The organism is uncultured Mailhella sp., assembly GCF_944324575.1.
Taxonomy (GTDB): domain Bacteria; phylum Desulfobacterota; class Desulfovibrionia; order Desulfovibrionales; family Desulfovibrionaceae; genus Mailhella.
In genome coordinates this window covers 60,930-77,733 of record NZ_CALUWV010000002.1, presented here as the reverse complement: position 1 = coordinate 77,733, position 16,804 = coordinate 60,930, and the positions used below count along the sequence as shown (strand labels likewise).

Below are 16,804 nucleotides of genomic sequence, written 5' to 3'. Positions count from 1 at the left end.
CTCCCGTGGAATTGCTTTGCAATGTCATGGATGAAGACCAGCGTCAGATCTATGTGCGTTCCTACAAGTTCCTTGATGAAGCGGACAACGAGCCCTGGCTCTGATTGAGCCCGGTGCGTTCCTTTCGTTTTTCTGCGGAAGGCTCATGCGTCTTCGGACGATATGAGCGGTCTTTGTCTGCGCGCAGTCTTTCTGCTCAGGGAACACCATGGACATTGCTTTGAAACAACGCCTGAACATGGAAGGGGGGCGGCCCTGCATCATCGTACCCCTTACCTCTTCTTCGCCGGAACGGCTGGTTGAAGAAGCCTCGGCGCTGGCCTCGCTTCCCGTCGACGTGGCTGAGTGGCGCGTGGATATGTTCTGCGGATCGTCGGGCGTGGATGAAAAGGCCGTTACGGCGGCGCTGGCCTCGCTCAGAAAGGTGCTTTCCGTGCCGCTTCTGGCCACGTTCCGCACTACGGACGAAGGCGGCTGCTGCCCCGTGGGCGACGGGGAGTACGAGGCGCTTTGCGCCGCGCTCTCTGAAAGCGGCCTTATCGACCTTCTGGACGTAGAGGCCTTTTTTCGTTCCGGCCGGGCAAAGGACATCATTGCCCGGGCTCATGCTGCGGGCGTTGGCGTGGTGGCGAGCAACCATGATTTTCAGGCCACGCCGCCGAAGGACGAAATGGTGCGCCGTCTTCTCTACATGCAGGACGAGCTTGATGCGGACATTCTTAAAATCGCCGTCATGCCACGCAGCCGGGCCGACGTGCTTGCGCTGCTTTCCGCTACGGAAGAAGCGTCGCGCCTTGCCAAAAGGCCGGTCATTACCATGAGCATGGGGCCGCTCGGCGTGATAAGCCGCGTATGCGGGCAGTTCTTCGGCAGCGCCGCCACCTTCGGCGCGGCGGAAAAGGCGAGCGCTCCGGGCCAGATGGACGTCTTTTCCCTCGACATGGTGCTGCGCGCGCTTGATGCGGCGTGCAAAGGGCGTAAAAGCGACGCGTAGGAACGCGACTTCGGTCTTCTTACGCGGGTGTAGCCGGAAGGCCGGGCCTGCATCACGGCGCTTTTTCGGCTGAGGAGCAGAAGGTTCCACATTGCCTTGCCGCCTGCGGTGCGAAGGTCTCTTTGATTTTTCGTCGTCTTTTCCATGCGGATGAGCGCCGGGGCCTTCGGGAGACCTCTGGGGGAGTGCGCAGGTTACACGTTTTCTGCTCTCGGCCGTCTGTAGACGTGCGGTCTTCCGGCGCGCTTCGTGGAGAACGAAGTGTCAGGTGTCCTTCTGCAACGTCCCGGCTTTTTCCACTTTTTTGTGTTTAAAATGCAATTGTCCCGGTACGGCTCTTTACCATAAGCCCCCTTCCGGGGCGTTCTTCTTTTAAAAGCGGAAGCCCCCTTGCGGGGGCTTTCCAGAATTTGACGAGTCCGCCTTTTCAGGCGGCCTTGTTGTATTGCTGCCTGCCCAAATAGATCCTGCTAAAAAATATTTGGTCAGCCCTTTCTTCTTGCCACAGAATGTCGGCGTATGCAATAGTGAAAGAAAACATTTTTATCGGGGAGCAGGCATGGCAAAGAATTACCGTTATATTCTCGGCGTAGACATGGGCGTTGCCTCCATAGGCACGGCGCTTGTGCGCTGCAGTGAAGAGGGGGACCCGCTGGGCATTCTGGACGCCGGAGTACGTCTTTTCGACATGCCCGTGGGAGGCGCGGAAAGAAGGGCGGCAAGACAGGCACGCAAGACCATAAGACGTCGGCGTCAGAGGCTGCATAATCTTGCCGCCCTCCTGCGTCGTCATGATCTTTTCCCCGAAGATAACGCGGACATGGAAGAGATGAAGGGCCGCTCGCTGTATCGGCTCTGGGCGCGTGCGGGCAGGAGCAGACTGCAAAGCGCCTTTGATGTGGGACGCTGCCTCATGCATCTGGCAAAGCACCGTGGGGCGGGTTTTCTCGGTCAGATGGAAGAGAGCGGCGATGGTGAGACGCCGAAAAAGAGCGACCGTCAGAAAACGGCTAATCAGTACCGCAGTCTGGAAAAATACCTTCGTGAAGAGCAGATGACGCTCGGGGAATTTTTTCTGGAGAGACTGCGCCAAGCGCCTGAAACGAAGGGACGTCTGCGCCGACGGGCGAATTTTATAAGCGACGGTTCCGTGGATTTTGCAGTTCCGCGCTTTCTGGTGAAGGCGGAGTTTCGTCGTATATGGGAGGTGCAGGCGAAGTTTTTTCCGCAGATGACGCCGGAACTTGAGGAAGAAGCGTTCAGCATCATGTTTGAGGACAGGCCGCATGCTCCCTACGCCGTGGGCCTGTGCTCCCTCGATCCGGACAGCGGCGAGCTGCGTCTGCCCCGAATGAGCAGGCTGGCCGACACCCGGCGGATATACGAGCAGGCGAACAACATCCGCCTGCGGACGGTCCGGGCTGTGGAAGCGCCGGACCGACGGATGCGCGACGCCGTGGTGGAACGGTGCATGGCCGGAGAAACGCTCACGAAGACGGCCGTGAAAAAGCTGCTTCAGCCGTTTTGCCCGGAGAAGATTCTTGCCGTGAACATGGAGGAGGGAAGCAGCATACGGGGCTTCTGCCTTGCCGAGGCGTTTGCGGACATTCCTTCGTGGCAGGCCATGAGCGAACAGGAGCAGGACAATCTTGTAGCATTTATGGCGGAGCCGCGCCTTGAGCCGGACAGGGTAGACAGTCCGCTCATGCCGGAGGAGCGCTTCTTGAAGGAATGCGCAAGACGGCTTTGTCTTTTGGGGCCGGATGCGGAAGAGAAGGTGTCGCGCTGCCTTCACGCTTTGCCCGCCGACCGATCCATGCTGGGCGAGACGGCTACAAGGCGCATACTGGAAAAGCTGCGCGAGGGGCGCGTTGTTGAGGAAAACGGCATTGCAGTGTGGCGGCCTCTTTCACAGCGGGAAGCGGCGGATGCCTGCGGCTATACGGCGGAGGAGGAAAGGGCCCGCAGTATGGCGGGTTCGTATGACAGGCTTCCTTATTACGGCGAAGTGCTCAGAAGCGACGTGGCCCCGGTGCATCCGTGGCATCTAGGGCAGGCAGATGCCGAAGAGGCCCGCTGGGGACGCTTTCCCAATCCGGTGGTGCACGTGGCGCTGAACCAGCTTCGCAAGGTGGTCAACGAAATCATGAGTCTGTACGGCCGCCCGCTGTCGGTGCATGTGGAGCTTGCCCGGGAATTCGGCCTGTCGGCCGCGAGGCGGGAAGAGCTGGACAGGGAACGAGTGAAGCGCCGCAGAGAGAACGAGAGCATTGACAAGACGCTTATGGACGCAGGGCTTCCCGCCACGCACCGTAACCGCATAAAGTACCGGCTGTGGAAGGAGCAGGTCGGTCAGGACCTGTATACCCTTGCTCCCATTGCCCTGACCGACTTTCCGTCCTGCGACATCGACCACATCATTCCTCAGAGCATGGGCGGTTCCGACACCTTTGCCAATCTGGCGCTGACCTTCCGCAGCAGTAATCTCGCCAAAGGTGACAGCTCGGCGTACGAATTCATTCACAGACGCTGCCCGGAGGCGTGGCCGCACGTTCTGGCGTTCATTTCCCGGGATGCGTTCCCGAAGAACAAGCAGTGGCGCTTTCTGGAAGGCGCGAAGGAGCGTTTTGCCGAAGGCGACGCGGACGCCACCGACAACCGCCTTTCCGATACCGGGTACATGGCCAAAATGGCAGCGCGCTATCTGCGCACCATCTGTGCGGACGTCGTGCCCCTGCGCGGCGGCATGACGGCGTATTTCAGGCATATCTGGGGACTCGACGGACTGGAATACGAGCTTATGGGCGAGAACGTGCGCCGGGAGCTGTATGATGAGGCGACCGGGGAAGTGATGACCGATGAGTTCGGCAGGCCGAAGCGGAACCCTGCGTGGAAGGCCAAGCCGCGCATCGACCACAGGCATCATGCGGAGGACGCGCTCATTCTGGCCTGCGTTTCCCGTTCCATGATGCAGAAGCTGGCCCGCGCTTCACTCTCCGGGCGCGAGTGCGGGGAGTTTCCCGCGCCCTTCGGCGGCACGGGGGCGGATTTTCGGAGAACCGTGCTTGCGGCGCTTGGCGGCGTTCGTCCGTCGCCCAAGGCCGAACACGCGCTCGAAGGCAGTCTGCACGAGGATACGCGCTATCGTGTGCTGGCTCCCGAGGCGGGCAGGCCCGGTCTCTTTGTCGTCACCTATCGCAGGAAGCTCGATGCGATAAAGAAGCCTGAGGACATCAAGACGGATTTTCGTCAGTACGGAAACCTGCCGGAAACGGTCGCCATGGCAGAGAGCAACCGGCAGAAGCGCCTTGCGCTGGAACGCCGCATGGAAAGAGCGAAAACCATGCTGGAGGAAAAGCGGCGCGCTTCGGGAGCGGACGGGCCGGTCTCGGAAAGCCGCATTCTTCAGGCGGCGATGACTCTGGCACGAAAGGAAGACAGCACGTTCGGCTTTACCTGGCAGGACGTGACAAGGCTTTCTCTGGTCAACGTGAGTCTGCGGCAGCGCAGCGGATTCAAGCCCGGCGGAAACGCCTACGTGGATTTTTTTGAAAAGCCGGACGGCAGCGTGGGATGGGAATGTGTTGCCCGCTTCAACGCCGTGCAGAAGAACTTTATACCGGAATGGCAGAAGGAGGGCGGCCGCCTCATCTGGCGTCTGTTCAAGGGCGACGTGCTGGAAATGTCCTTTTCCGAGAACGAACGGCAGGCCCTCGGCCTTCCTCCGGGAGAATGCGGCAGATGGTTCGTGGTACAGAAGTTCTCCGATAACCTGATACAGGTCCGGTTGCTGCAGGACGCACGTCCTCTGCAGGAAAAGGATGGCGAGGCGGCCTGCTGGGTTTCCGGAGGGCGCAGGCTGACGTTTTACACAAAGGCGCAGGCCCGCAAGGTGGAACTTTCCCCCTTCGGCAAGGTACTGCGCAAGCACAGGAAGCTGTGGCATGGCAAGAAAGCGAAAGAGGCCTGACGGGCCCTCGGCGTACGGCATCATGTGGCTGGTGGTGATGTTCGATCTGCCGGTGGGCAGCCGGCGGGAAATGAAGCTCGCCACGCGCTTTCGCAACAGCCTTCTCGAGCTCGGCTTCATGCGCAAGCAGTTTTCCGTATACATGCGGCACTGCGAGAACATGGAAAAGGCGCAGAAGCTTGCGGACAGCGTGGGGCGATGCCTTGTGGACAACGGCCATGTGTCGGTGCTTTTTCTTACCGACAGGCAGTACGGCATGACCCGCAACTACTTCGGCAGGGTGAGCACGCGCAATGAGCAGCGGGACATGGAGGAGAACGAACAGCTCCTGCTGTTTTAGCGTGCCGGGCGCAGAATCCGGCCATGCGGGAGGTCTGCGCGTTTCTCCATGCGTGAGGGACTTTTCTTCGCTTGCGGGTAGTGGCGCATTCCGGGAGCTTTCGGACATCGTTCCGTTATCCGGGCAGAGGAAGAAGGGGCGAGGCCGCGGCAAAGCTTTGCGCAAGTCCCTGCGCCATGCGCGTGGTTACGGAAGTGAGGGTATGTTCTTCACCCAGAAAGGGCAGCGGCGAGCGCTGGATGGAGGAGAGTTTTTTCTTTTGCGCGGGCAGCAGAAGACCGGTGTTCTCGTCTTCCTGCATGAGGTCGAACACCAGCGCGTCCACAAAGGGACGCAGAGGTTCCATGATGTCGTCGGCCAGGCAGAAGGGATTGGAAAGATTGTGGTGATGGATGCCGAACAGCGGCAGCAGCCCCGCCGCGCACAGCGCCCGCGCGCAGGCTGCCCGCACGATGGCGTAGCCGTAGTTGAGCGCGGCGTTCACGCCCCCGCCGTCCGGTTCGCGCACAAAGCCTTTGCCCATGAGCGCGGGCCAGTACAGGCGCGCAGCCTGCGCCTCCCTGTTGTCGCTGTCGCCGGAGCGGACGCTTTTCGCCATGCGCCGGAGCTTTTCCGCTTCCGCCGATTCCCGGCGTCGCGTGTGCAGTACCTTGGCCTGATTTCTTATTTTTGCCGCCACGCACATCTGCCAGAGCTTTTTTTTAAGCACCGGGGAAGCCTTCAACTGCGTTTCCGCTACGCCGAGCGCCCGGTAATGCCGGGCGTAGGGCAGACACATGGACACGGGCAGATAGTTTTTGCCGCAGACGATGACGGGCACGCCGAGTTCCGCCATGACGGCCAGAAACTGCCGGGAAAGGGAAAGGCCGTCCGCACAGAGCAGTACGCAGGCCAGACTGTCTGACGGCACGAGCCCGAGCGTTTTTTTGCCTTCCTGCACGGCCACAGATCCGCGCTGAATGCACAGGTGCCGTCCGTTTTCCGCCACTTCCAGAATGAATTCGCCCATGCCTGCCCCCCTGAAAAACGTAAAAAAGCCGTCAAAGTCCCCTGTTTCAGAGGTTCTCCGACGGCTTTTTTGCTGGTCATTCCTCTGAAAATGTCAGAGAAATCAAAAGGTTTTACCCCATCGAGTTTAGCAGGATCAATGTGGGCAGGCAACTACAACTGTCACCACGAAAGTCAGCACAGCAGCAGCAGTTTAGCAGGATCAATGTGGGCAGGCAACTACAACTGAAAGAGCTTGGCATCCGGCTGAAAGTCGAGTTTAGCAGGATCAATGTGGGCAGGCAACTACAACGCATCGCAGATTGTGCAGGTCAATCCCCGGAGTTTAGCAGGATCAATGTGGGCAGGCAACTACAACAGAACGAATTTCTTTCTGGCAGAAAAACGTAGTTTAGCAGGATCAATGTGGGCAGGCAACTACAACTGTGAGTAGGGAACTATGTCGGACAACGGAAGTTTAGCAGGATCAATGTGGGCAGGCAACTACAACGAGTCTTATTATCATGATAAAGCGTCGTTTAGTTTAGCAGGATCAATGTGGGCAGGCAACTACAACAGGTTCCGCCTATGCCTGGTAGTCCGACGCAGTTTAGCAGGATCAATGTGGGCAGGCAACTACAACGTTCAGAGTCATCATTCACTTTTTCCCTCCAGTTTAGCAGGATCAATGTGGGCAGGCAACTACAACTCTCGGTTGCGTTATGAGTTTGAAGACCCCAGTTTAGCAGGATCAATGTGGGCAGGCAACTACAACAACTACTTTATTCATCTGTATCAGCTCGCCAGTTTAGCAGGATCAATGTGGGCAGGCAACTACAACTACCAACGGAAACAGACACACCGGAGGAATAGTTTAGCAGGATCAATGTGGGCAGGCAACTACAACTTATTTATGGAGGTCCTTACTATGTCAAGGAGTTTAGCAGGATCAATGTGGGCAGGCAACTACAACGATGCAGACGCCGCCAATATGGCCCTGTGGAGTTTAGCAGGATCAATGTGGGCAGGCAACTACAACGAAAGACGGCACATATTGTTTTTGAAGACAAGTTTAGCAGGATCAATGTGGGCAGGCAACTACAACCGGCGTCCAGTAGTCCTCTTTGACCGCGCGAGTTTAGCAGGATCAATGTGGGCAGGCAACTACAACTCGTCCAGCACGACGGCATTGTGCCCGCGCAGTTTAGCAGGATCAATGTGAGCAGGCAACTACAACATATCCGGCAGGCCATGCTATCAGCTTGCGAGTTTAGCAGGATCAATGTGGGCAGGCAACTACAACTATGAACTTTGCATACTTCAAAGCATTGCCAGTTTAGCAGGATCAATGTGGGCAGGCAACGCCCCGGTTCGGGGTGGCGGAAAGTGCGAAAAACATTGTTTCCCCTTGTACGGCAGGAGGGCGCTTCGGAGCCGCAGAGGCTTTGAAAACGACAATTTTCAAAAAAGTTTTCTCTTCCCCCCTAGACGGCGCGCAAAACGGAATTACCTATTGCGTGTAAGAGTTCAGCCGCAAGGCGGCTCTTCCCCAACAAGTGCAATATCTGAGGAGGACATATAGTATGGGCAAGATTATTGGTATCGACCTTGGCACCACCAACAGCTGCGTTTATGTGATGGAAGGCAAGGAGCCCAAGTGCATCTCCAACCCCAATGGCGGCCGGACCACTCCGTCCATCGTCGCTTTTACCGATAAGGAACGTCTGGTGGGCGAAACCGCCAAGCGTCAGGCTGTCACCAACCCCGACCGCACCATCTTCGCCGTCAAGCGTCTGATGGGCCGCCGCGCCGATTCTCCCGAAGTGCAGCACTGGATGCAGCACGCTCCCTACACCATTGTGGCTTCCGCCAACGGCGACGCCGCCGTGCGCGTGGACGGGCATGACTACAGCCCTCAGGAAATTTCCGCCGTCATTCTCGCTCAGCTCAAGAAAGACGCCGAAGCCTATCTCGGCGAGCCTGTGACCGAAGCGGTCATCACCGTGCCTGCCTACTTCAACGACGCCCAGCGTCAGGCCACCAAGGACGCCGGCAAGATCGCCGGTCTTGAAGTGAAGCGTATCATCAACGAACCTACCGCCGCTTCTCTGGCCTACGGCTTTGACCGCAAGGCCAACGAAAAGATCGCCGTGTACGACCTCGGCGGCGGCACCTTCGATATCTCCATTCTGGAAGTGGGCGACAACGTCGTCGAAGTGCGCGCCACCAACGGTGATACCTTCCTCGGCGGCGAAGACTTCGACCAGCGCATCATCCGTTACATGGTGGATGAATTCAAGGGTCAGTACGGCATCGACCTGTCGCAGGACCGCATGGCTCTGCAGCGTCTGAAGGAAGCGGCCGAAAACGCCAAGAAGGAACTTTCCAACTCTCTGGAAACGCAGATCAACCTGCCCTTCATCACCGCCGACGCCACCGGCCCCAAGCATCTCATGATGACTCTGACCCGCGCAAAGCTGGAACAGATGGTCATGGATCTGGTCGAGCGCTCCATCGAGCCCTGCCGCAAGGCTCTCGCCGATGCCGGTCTCACCGCTTCCCAGATTGACGAAGTGGTTCTCGTGGGCGGCATGACCCGTATGCCGCTCGTGCAGAAGAAGGTGGGTGAGTTCTTCGGCAAGGACCCCAACCGTTCCGTGAACCCCGATGAAGTGGTGGCCATGGGTGCTTCCATTCAGGGTGCCATCCTTACCGGCGACGTGAAGGACGTGCTGCTGCTCGACGTGACCCCGCTCTCCCTCGGCATTGAAACCATGGGCGGCGTGTTTACCAAGCTCATCGACCGCAACACCACCATTCCTACCCGCAAGAGTCAGACCTTCTCCACCGCTGCGGACAACCAGCCTGCCGTGGACATTCATGTTCTGCAGGGCGAACGTCCCATGGCGGCCGACAACATGACGCTCGGCAAGTTCCAGCTCACCGGCATTCCCGCTGCTCCCCGCGGTGTGCCGCAGATTGAAGTTACCTTCGATATCGACGCCAACGGCATCGTGAACGTGTCCGCCAAGGACCTCGGTACCGGCAAGGAACAGTCCATTCAGATCAAGTCTTCTTCCGGCCTCAGCGAAGAAGAGATCAACAAGCTGGTGCGTGAAGCGGAAGCCAACGCCGCCGAAGACAAGAAGAAGCAGGAGAACATCGAGGCCCGCAACCAGGCCGACGCCCTCATCTATGCCACTGAAAAGTCCCTCAAGGACCTCGGTGACAAGATTGACCCCGCAGTGAAGGCCGACGTGGAAAGCAAGACCGAAGTGCTGAAGAAGGCCATGGAAGGCACTGACACCGAAGCCATCAAGAAGGCTTCCGATGACCTCTCCCAGGCTTCCCACAAGCTTGCTGAAATACTCTACAAGAACGCTCAGGCTCAGCAGCAGGGCGATCAGGCCGGTCAGCAGGCTCAGCAGAACTCCGGCAAGAAGGATGACGACGTAGTCGACGCCGACTTCACCGAAGTGAAGTAACCATCATCCAGCCAAGGATACACGAAGGGCCCCGTTCCCATCTGGGAACGGGGCCCTTTTGCGCGTTTAAGCCCGGCGCGCGTCTGCGTTTGGACAGAAAGGCGGCAGACAGAGCGCAGGAGACTTTTGTCCTCGGCAGGGAAGACGGGCTACCGTGCGTACAGCGTTTCGGAGGACCGCCGTCCCCGGAAAGGCGCTTTTTGCGGCAAAGACAGCGGGGGAAAAAGCGCCGGTTCGTGCCGGACACGTGGGACCGGACACCCGGCAGAGATTTGGGTGCTGCGTCCGAGAGCGCCGGACATCGGGAATGTTCGGCGCTCTCGTCGCCTTTTCTTCGGACGAGCGGGGAAAATCGGCCACGGACGGCGCGTTTTCTCCTGCCTGCGCCTGTATTCTGCCGGGCACAGGCAGGCAGAAAGGTATTGTTTCTTCCCGGAAGACGGGCGTCAGAAGGTAAGATCGCGGGCCGCCGGACAGTCCGGCATTCCTTCGGCAGCCAGCACGGCGGCGTTGACGGCCTTTGCCATGACATGGGCCGCAAGGGTTCCCACGGCGTCCTGATTGGCGCGCACGTTGCCCGTGGAAAGCGCGTAGATGGTGTCGCCGTCGGCGGACGTGTGCACGGGACGAATGGTACGCGCAAGGCCGTTGTGGGCCATGGCCGCAATTTTTTTAAGCCGCGTCTTGTCGAAGGCGGCGTTGGTTATGATGCATCCTATGGTGGTGTTGCCCGTGAAGAGGTTGTCTTTGCGTTCCGCACAGGTTGCCATGAGTGCCTTTTCGCTGTCGGCAAAGCGTTTTTTGTCCGGCGAGAGCATTCCCGCGATCTTTCGGCAACTGTCCGGTTCGAAAACATCGCCCAGGGCGTTCACGGCCACGAGAGCCCCGACGCATACGTCTCCAACGCGCACGGCATGGCAGCCGAGTCCGGATTTCATCATGGTTGCCGTGCCGTTCAGCTTGCCCACGGTGCACCCTGTTCCGGCTCCCGCGTTGCCGCACACGGCGCGGTTGTTTTGCGCGTCCACACAGGCTCGGTAACCCATGTCGGCGTCGGGCCGGGCTGCGGCGTCGCCGATTTCAAGGTCGTACAGGCAGGACGCGCATACCAGCGGAACTCGCGCGAAACCGGTGTCGAAGCCGCGCCCGCGCTCTTCCAGAAATCGCATGACGCCGTCTGCGGCGCGCAGTCCGAAGGCGCTGCCGCCGCTGAGCAGCACGGCGTGTATGCGTTCGCATGAGGTCACGGGCGAGAGAAGTTCCGTCTCCCGGGAAGCGGGACCGCCGCCACGCACGTCGATGCCTGCCGCCATGTCGGTATCGGCCAGAATTACCGTGCAGCCGGTCAGCCCCGCCTTATCTTCGGCGTGTCCGATGCGAAAGCCCGGCATGGCGTTCAGCGGAATCTCGGTTAACACATCAATCATGTTCAGGCTCCTTCGCCCGGTTGCTCGGGCGTAAAGATTCGGTATGGTCGCTCGTGCGGAAGTCTCATGCGGAGCAGCTCAGAATCCTGCCGAATCGCAAAGAAAAGGGCTTTTCCTGGAGGGGGATCAGTCCGGGAGCGGCGTTTATGCCACGGCCATGTAAAGTCCGACAAGGACGAGGTAGCGGAGCAGCTTGGCCGTGAGCGTGATGGAAAAGAACGACGGGAACGGCTCTCTCATGACCCCGGCGGCAAGAGTGAGAGCGTCGCCCATGACGGGCATCCAGCTCAGCAGAAGGGACCATCGGCCGTACTTGTGATACCACTGCTCCGCCTTGAGCAGCCGGGCCGGGGATACGGGAAACCAGCGGGCGTGCATGAATCTGTGAGCAAACAGCCCGAGCCCCCAGTTGGTGGCCGAACCCAGGCTGTTGCCTGCGGTTGCTGCGGCCACAAGCGCCCAGGTAGACCGGTCGCCGTCGGCCACAAGGGCGATGAGCACCGCTTCCGACTGGGCGGGAAGAATGGTGGCCGAAACGAAGGCCACAATGAACATGAGCGCATATTCCTTCATGAGGATCGGACGGGCGGTAAGTTTTTGCGGAACATGCGCGGAATATTCCGGCATTCATGACGTGTCGACGTTCTTTTTTCATCCGGGGCGGCCCGTGTCAGGCGTGTCAGGAGGGAGCCGGTATGCAGAACAGACAGAAGCAGGGCGCCTGCCTGGGCGCCCTGCCGGGGAGAACGTCGGATGCTGCCCCGTGCCGAGCCCGGTCCCGGGACGGCGTTCTACTGCTGCATGGGATTGATGCGCACTTCTACGCGGCGGTTCTGCTGACGGCCGAATTCCGTATTGTTGTCGGCAATGGGCGAGCTTTCGCCGTAGCCTATGGCCTGTATCCTCGAAGCGTCCACACCGCGCTGGACAAGGGCGTTCTTCACGCTCTGGGCGCGGCGTTCGGAAAGCTGCTGATTGTAGGACTCGGAACCAGTGCTGTCGGTGTGGCCGGTCACGATAATGGTGGTCTGCGGGTAGGAGGAAAGTACCTGTGCCACACGGTCGAGTTCAGTGTAGAGGCCGGGACGGATGTTCGTGGAGTTGACATCAAAGGTGAAGTCGCTCTTGAAGGTGAGGGCAAGCGCGTTGCCTTCTCGCTGAACGGCCACGGCCTGCGAATTGGCAAGCGCCTGCCGCATGTCGTTTTCCTGACGGTCCATCATGTTGCCGATGCCGGTTCCGGCAAGGCCGCCGATGACTGCGCCCGCCGCCGTGCCGATGAGCGTGGACTTGGTGTTTCCGCCGATGATCTGGCCGAGAATGGCGCCTGCGGCCGCGCCGCCGGCCGTGCCGTAGGCCGCGCCCCGGCCCGTGTTGCTCTGCATGGCGCAGCCGCTGCCGAGAAGCAGCGTGACTATGAGTCCGAAAGTGCAGATTTTTTTCATGCTGTGTTCCTTCTGTTCTCCGCGTTTCTTCTGCGGAGAGATGGGCGTTGTCATCACTTCTCGTCGGCGGGAATGACCCGCGCTGGTGCGGAAGAAGCGGGGAGGCTGAAATACCTTTTTAAGAATATCCGCGACAGTGGAAAAACGCAAATGCGCGTCCTGGCAGTCAACTATGCCCACGGACGGACGACTGTAGTCGTTCTGCTTTGTTTTTGCAGAAAAATATCAAATATTACTATGTAATAGTAGATAGGCGGCAGAGAGGTAGCCCTTTGGGCGTTCAGAAGGTGTCCTGCTTCAGACCTTTCAAAATGTTTCATCACGGGGAAAGATTTTGAAACGTGACTTTTTCGGCGGATGAGCTAAAAAAGTACCATGACGGCGGTCGATGTCTCTCCCCATCAGGACAGCCGTATTGTCTTCCCTCTGGTTTTCCCCTGTATCTCCGGTCTGATCGTCACCTCCTTCGGTCAGACCGGTTTTTCTGTATGCGCCGCTTTCCGGCGACGTTTTCCTGTCTGCTCTGGCCGTGGTCTTCGGCTCCGGCATGATGCGTCCAGAATCTACGACACTCTTTTACGAATCGGCAGGAATGCAGAATCATGTTGAAGGGCATCAGGAAAGGATATCTTCTCTTCAAAGCATGGAAAGAAAAGAGTACTGCCCCCTGAAAGAGTTTGAAACGTGACTTTGCATGTCGTCCTGCTGCATGATTCATCACAGGTCATGCAGAAAGTCATGAACCTTCCATACCCTCCTCGTCTTGTTTTCCTTTGTGAGATCAGCCTGTTCACTTTTGTGGACAGGCTGATTTTCCGTGTGCTCGGACCCCGTTCCGGACAGGGAATTTCGGGGGAGGGGCGTCCGGATTCCGGGGACGGAAAGAGTCGTCGCCGCTTCATCCATGCATGGGAACTCAGGCCTGCTGTTTCGTCGGAGACTATTCCTCGAAGGGCAGGGGGACAACGGCGTTCGATGTTGCTGTTCATGACTCGGCCGCGTTCCGGAACAAGCTTCGTCCGGCGGCTGTGCACGGGCGACGCTTTGCATCTGTCGAAACTTTTCCGGAACGAGACGACAGAAGACCGTAACCGTTGACTTTTAACTATAAGCTGATAAAATATACGGTTGACCGAATTTTGTTGTAAATAGAGGTTTCTGATGGTCGAGGACGCTTCCAGACGCCGTTCCCTGCTGTTTCTTTCCCTGCTTTGCTTTGCCCTTGCCGACGTGCGCGACGGACTGGGACCCTTTCTCGGCGTGTATCTTCAGTCGCAGAGCTGGACGCCCGATGAAATAGGCTTTGTCATGACGGTCGGCGGACTGGCCGAGCTGTTCTGCATTACGCCGCTTGGCGCACTTGCCGACCATACCAGGCACAAGCGTCTGATGATCGCCTCAAGCGTCTGCCTCATCGTTTTCGGATGCGGTCTTGTTTTTCTATGGAGCGGTGCGCTCGCGGCGGGTTTTTCGCGCGTGCTGCAGAGCATGGCCGCAGCGGCCATTGCGCCGTCGCTTACCGGCATTACGCTCGGCATGGTGGGGCAGAAGGGGCTTGCCGCAAGGCTCGGCGTCAACGAGGCATGGAGTCATGCCGGCAATGCCTCCACTGCGGTCATGGGCGGGGTCGTCGGGTACTTTTTCGGCATTCCGGGTGTGTTTTTCGTCATGATGATCATGGGTGCTTTGGCCGTGTTCAGTCTGGCCTGCATCAATCCTTCGCATATCGACTATGCCGTGGCGCGCGGGCTTGAGCCTGCGGAACACGGCGGAAAGGAACGGCCCGCACGAAATTTTCGCCTGCTTTTTTACGACAAAGCGCTGCTTGCCGTGGCGCTGACGCTGTTCTTCTTTCATCTCGGCAATGCCGCGCTTCTGCCTCTTCTCGGGCAGTCTGCCGTGGCGCGGTTCAGCGTCAACGGCGCGGCTTATACTGCGGGAACCGTCGTGCTTGCGCAGGCCACCATGATAGTCGTGGCGCTGTGGGGCTCGAAGGTTGCGCAGAAAAAAGGCTACGGGCATCTTTTTCTGCTGGCGCTGCTGGCGCTTCCCGTGCGCGGATGCATTGCAGGACTGTGGGAAAGCCCGTGGAACATCATTCCCGTACAGATGCTGGACGGCGTGGGCGCGGGCCTTCTGGGGGTGGCCACGCCCGGCCTTGTGGCTCGGCTTCTTCGGGGCAGCGGACACGTCAACATGGGACTCGGGCTCGTTCTTACCATTCAGGGCGTAGGAGCCTCGCTCAGCAACACCTACGGCGGACTTTTTGCTCATCACGTGAGCTACAGTGCGGCTTTTCTGGCCCTTGCCGCCGCACCTTGCGCGGGCCTTGCCATATTCATTGCTGCGACTCGTTTTCTGCCTGCGTTCGCCGGAACGCTGAAACCTGATTGTGAGCTTCGTAAGGGCTAGCAGCCCGGGGTACGGATAACGAATTTCCGAGTGCAGAATCTTTTGGAGGCGTTCAGTTCCGCCTCGCGTTCCAGTGGGCGGCCACAGCCTGCGCCATGCGCTCATGCCCCGATCTGCTCAGGTGGATGCCGTCGAAGGACAGAAGATCAGGACCGATGACGGGACGAAGGTCGATGACGTCGGTATGGTCTTCCCGGCACTGGAGCAGAAGGGCTCGGGCGAAATCCGCATAGGCGGAGCGCACGAGGTCCATGTCCACGGGGCCCTCGCACCATGCTTCTGAAACCTCCCCGGAAATCTGCATGGGAATTCCCACCGTGGGACGTATGCCCATGCTTACGGCTCGTTTGCATATCATGCGTATGTCGGCAAGTGGCACGGCTACGGGCATGCCCATGAAAAGATTGTTCAGCCCTCCCATGACGAAAAGTTCATCACCAAGGAGCTCCTGTTCCGCCATTTCTCCGGTAGTCGCTCCGTTGACGCCCCGGTTTATGAATTCATGTCCCGTAAGATTCGAGGCCAGGGCACACCAGGTTTCTGCGCGCCTGACGCCGTAACCGTAGGTAAGACTGTCGCCTATGCAGAGAATGGTCATGAGAGCTCCTTATGTGCCCGGATGATACGCGGGGTATGCGGTGCCGTACCGTCAAGGGGCGTCTGGCAACGTTGATTGATAAGACCTTGGCTGACTCACCGGGCTGAGAGATACCTTAAAATCGTTAAACTAAACCGTTTTTTTTGCTCATTCCTTTTGGTGTTTAATTGACCTGTCAGGTTGCTGTGATCAATTTTCCTGAAGTTAAGTGCATCGGCTACGCGATGGGGTGGAGATTGAATACCATATGCTCTTTTACTTTTTTAAAACTGCTTCGACTTCAATGCCAGTAGCAATGATGGAAACATAAGCTTCGTCCGTTGTTTTTTCACAGGGCAGTAACCCAACGAGTATGTCGGGTTCATCCTTGCAGCTGTGTGTTTCGGATATCAGGGTCGCCGCTGCATCGAATTCTTCCAGAGAAAAGTCATCATCAACACTTAAATTAACCAAGAGAGCTTTGCAGATGCCCCTCTGAAATTCATTAAGCTGTAAATCGCGAAGAGCGTTTTGTACGGCTTTAATAACGCGGTTTTCTCCAGATGCGCTCCCCTCGCCAAAACAGGCAATGCCTTTGACGCTCGTGATAGTTCTTATATCTGTAAAGTCGTGGGCAATAATGCTGTTTTTCGTAGCAGAGCAAATCAGTGATCGTATAGCTCTGACTACTTTTTTGTCCCTGGCATAAAATTGTTGAGATGTGGTTGGTAAACTGGCATGGCATTCCTTAACGTTAGGGATAATTATAATGCTATCAGAGTTATTAACGATTTTTTTAATAATATTTTCGTGTCGATATTCGAATAAATTTTCATCAAATGTAGCAATTACTATGGTAAGTATACCATATGAATGTGACATCTTTGATATATCATACAGTAAACTGCTGACATTTGCTTCTGATAAATTGCAAATGATAATATTAAATTCAGATTCATAAAATGTATGGAGATTATTTTTTAATCTTAGTTCATCTTTATGATTAATAGCTATTAAATCGGCATCGTTGAGATCATACTCAATCATATAATTTATGACGCTTTCTCCCGTATAGCCAATACCGATTACCTTAATGTATGGTTTCCAGTCGAAGACTTTATGGGGATAGTTATTAGATTGCATGTTATATCACCTCCATATAATTTG

At 57.5% G+C, this 16,804-nt stretch carries 12 protein-coding genes and 1 CRISPR repeat array; of the genes, 5 read left to right on the top strand and 7 right to left on the bottom strand.

The window, feature by feature from the left end; genetic code table 11:
- Positions 1 to 208: 208 nt before the first annotated feature.
- The 3 genes from aroD (at position 209) to cas2 (ending at position 5,304) form a co-directional block, all read left to right on the top strand.
- The gene (aroD, locus tag Q0J81_RS00615) at positions 209 to 994 is read left to right on the top strand and encodes a type I 3-dehydroquinate dehydratase (protein ID WP_294445452.1); all 786 of its coding nucleotides are present in this window, start codon (positions 209 to 211) and stop codon (positions 992 to 994) included.
- Between the two features lie 559 nt (positions 995 to 1,553).
- A complete protein-coding gene (gene cas9 / locus Q0J81_RS00610) occupies positions 1,554 to 4,964 on the top strand; it encodes a type II CRISPR RNA-guided endonuclease Cas9 (RefSeq protein WP_294445451.1) in 3,411 nt (1,136 codons plus the stop codon).
- Positions 4,939 to 5,304 (top strand): CRISPR-associated endonuclease Cas2, encoded by a 366-nt coding sequence (gene cas2 / locus Q0J81_RS00605; protein ID WP_294445450.1) that lies wholly within the window; start codon positions 4,939 to 4,941, stop codon positions 5,302 to 5,304. Before cas9 ends, cas2 begins: the two co-directional genes overlap by 26 nt.
- A 115-nt stretch (positions 5,305 to 5,419) precedes the next feature.
- On the opposite strand, the gene cas1 is transcribed toward cas2, so the two are convergent.
- Positions 5,420 to 6,313: a type II CRISPR-associated endonuclease Cas1 gene (gene cas1, locus Q0J81_RS00600; protein ID WP_294445449.1), complete on the bottom strand. Its 894-nt coding sequence runs from the start codon at positions 6,311 to 6,313 to the stop codon at positions 5,420 to 5,422.
- Positions 6,314 to 6,436: 123 nt separating this feature from the next.
- Positions 6,437 to 7,660: direct repeats of the CRISPR family, unit length 36 nt; unit sequence AGTTTAGCAGGATCAATGTGGGCAGGCAACTACAAC.
- A gap of 214 nt (positions 7,661 to 7,874) precedes the next feature.
- On the opposite strand from cas1, the gene dnaK reads away from it, so the two are divergent.
- Positions 7,875 to 9,776, top strand: a complete 1,902-nt coding sequence (dnaK, locus tag Q0J81_RS00595) for a molecular chaperone DnaK (RefSeq protein ID WP_294445448.1) — start codon at positions 7,875 to 7,877, stop codon at positions 9,774 to 9,776.
- A gap of 446 nt (positions 9,777 to 10,222) precedes the next feature.
- Here dnaK and Q0J81_RS00590 read toward each other — a convergent pair whose 3' ends face one another.
- From Q0J81_RS00590 to Q0J81_RS00575, 4 genes are all read right to left on the bottom strand, one after another.
- Positions 10,223 to 11,203 (bottom strand): P1 family peptidase, encoded by a 981-nt coding sequence (locus Q0J81_RS00590; RefSeq protein WP_294445447.1) that lies wholly within the window; start codon positions 11,201 to 11,203, stop codon positions 10,223 to 10,225.
- 144 nt (positions 11,204 to 11,347) lie between these two features.
- Positions 11,348 to 11,758, bottom strand: coding sequence for a YqaA family protein (locus Q0J81_RS00585; protein ID WP_294445446.1), 411 nt, complete (start codon positions 11,756 to 11,758; stop codon positions 11,348 to 11,350).
- 236 nt (positions 11,759 to 11,994) lie between these two features.
- The gene (locus tag Q0J81_RS00580; protein ID WP_294445445.1) at positions 11,995 to 12,648 is read right to left on the bottom strand and encodes an OmpA family protein; all 654 of its coding nucleotides are present in this window, start codon (positions 12,646 to 12,648) and stop codon (positions 11,995 to 11,997) included.
- A gap of 306 nt (positions 12,649 to 12,954) precedes the next feature.
- Complete coding sequence (locus Q0J81_RS00575; protein ID WP_294445444.1) at positions 12,955 to 13,197, bottom strand: hypothetical protein; 243 nt, start codon at positions 13,195 to 13,197, stop codon at positions 12,955 to 12,957.
- Between the two features lie 612 nt (positions 13,198 to 13,809).
- Here Q0J81_RS00575 and Q0J81_RS00570 point away from each other — a divergent pair.
- A complete protein-coding gene (locus Q0J81_RS00570; protein WP_294445443.1) occupies positions 13,810 to 15,060 on the top strand; it encodes an MFS transporter in 1,251 nt (416 codons plus the stop codon).
- A gap of 52 nt (positions 15,061 to 15,112) precedes the next feature.
- Here Q0J81_RS00570 and Q0J81_RS00565 read toward each other — a convergent pair whose 3' ends face one another.
- Positions 15,113 to 15,658: a GDSL-type esterase/lipase family protein gene (locus Q0J81_RS00565; RefSeq protein WP_294445442.1), complete on the bottom strand. Its 546-nt coding sequence runs from the start codon at positions 15,656 to 15,658 to the stop codon at positions 15,113 to 15,115.
- 255 nt (positions 15,659 to 15,913) lie between these two features.
- Entirely contained in the window at positions 15,914 to 16,780 is an 867-nt protein-coding gene (locus tag Q0J81_RS00560) for a hypothetical protein (protein ID WP_294445441.1), read from the bottom strand.
- Between the last annotated feature and the right edge of the window lie 24 nt (positions 16,781 to 16,804).

What these genes read in the sequence shown, in the direction of transcription:
- Q0J81_RS00590 (WP_294445447.1), bottom strand. Translation starts at nt 11,203, where the DNA reads ATGATTGATGTGTTAACCGAGATTCCGCTGAACGCCATGCCGGGCTTT.
- Q0J81_RS00560 (WP_294445441.1), bottom strand. Translation starts at nt 16,780, where the DNA reads ATGCAATCTAATAACTATCCCCATAAAGTCTTCGACTGGAAACCATAC.
- aroD (WP_294445452.1), top strand. Translation starts at nt 209, where the DNA reads ATGGACATTGCTTTGAAACAACGCCTGAACATGGAAGGGGGGCGGCCC.
- Q0J81_RS00575 (WP_294445444.1), bottom strand. Translation starts at nt 13,197, where the DNA reads ATGCCGGAGCCGAAGACCACGGCCAGAGCAGACAGGAAAACGTCGCCG.
- Q0J81_RS00565 (WP_294445442.1), bottom strand. Translation starts at nt 15,658, where the DNA reads ATGACCATTCTCTGCATAGGCGACAGTCTTACCTACGGTTACGGCGTC.
- Q0J81_RS00585 (WP_294445446.1), bottom strand. Translation starts at nt 11,758, where the DNA reads ATGTTCATTGTGGCCTTCGTTTCGGCCACCATTCTTCCCGCCCAGTCG.
- Q0J81_RS00580 (WP_294445445.1), bottom strand. Translation starts at nt 12,648, where the DNA reads ATGAAAAAAATCTGCACTTTCGGACTCATAGTCACGCTGCTTCTCGGC.
- Q0J81_RS00570 (WP_294445443.1), top strand. Translation starts at nt 13,810, where the DNA reads ATGGTCGAGGACGCTTCCAGACGCCGTTCCCTGCTGTTTCTTTCCCTG.
- cas2 (WP_294445450.1), top strand. Translation starts at nt 4,939, where the DNA reads ATGGCAAGAAAGCGAAAGAGGCCTGACGGGCCCTCGGCGTACGGCATC.
- dnaK (WP_294445448.1), top strand. Translation starts at nt 7,875, where the DNA reads ATGGGCAAGATTATTGGTATCGACCTTGGCACCACCAACAGCTGCGTT.
- cas1 (WP_294445449.1), bottom strand. Translation starts at nt 6,313, where the DNA reads ATGGGCGAATTCATTCTGGAAGTGGCGGAAAACGGACGGCACCTGTGC.
- cas9 (WP_294445451.1), top strand. Translation starts at nt 1,554, where the DNA reads ATGGCAAAGAATTACCGTTATATTCTCGGCGTAGACATGGGCGTTGCC.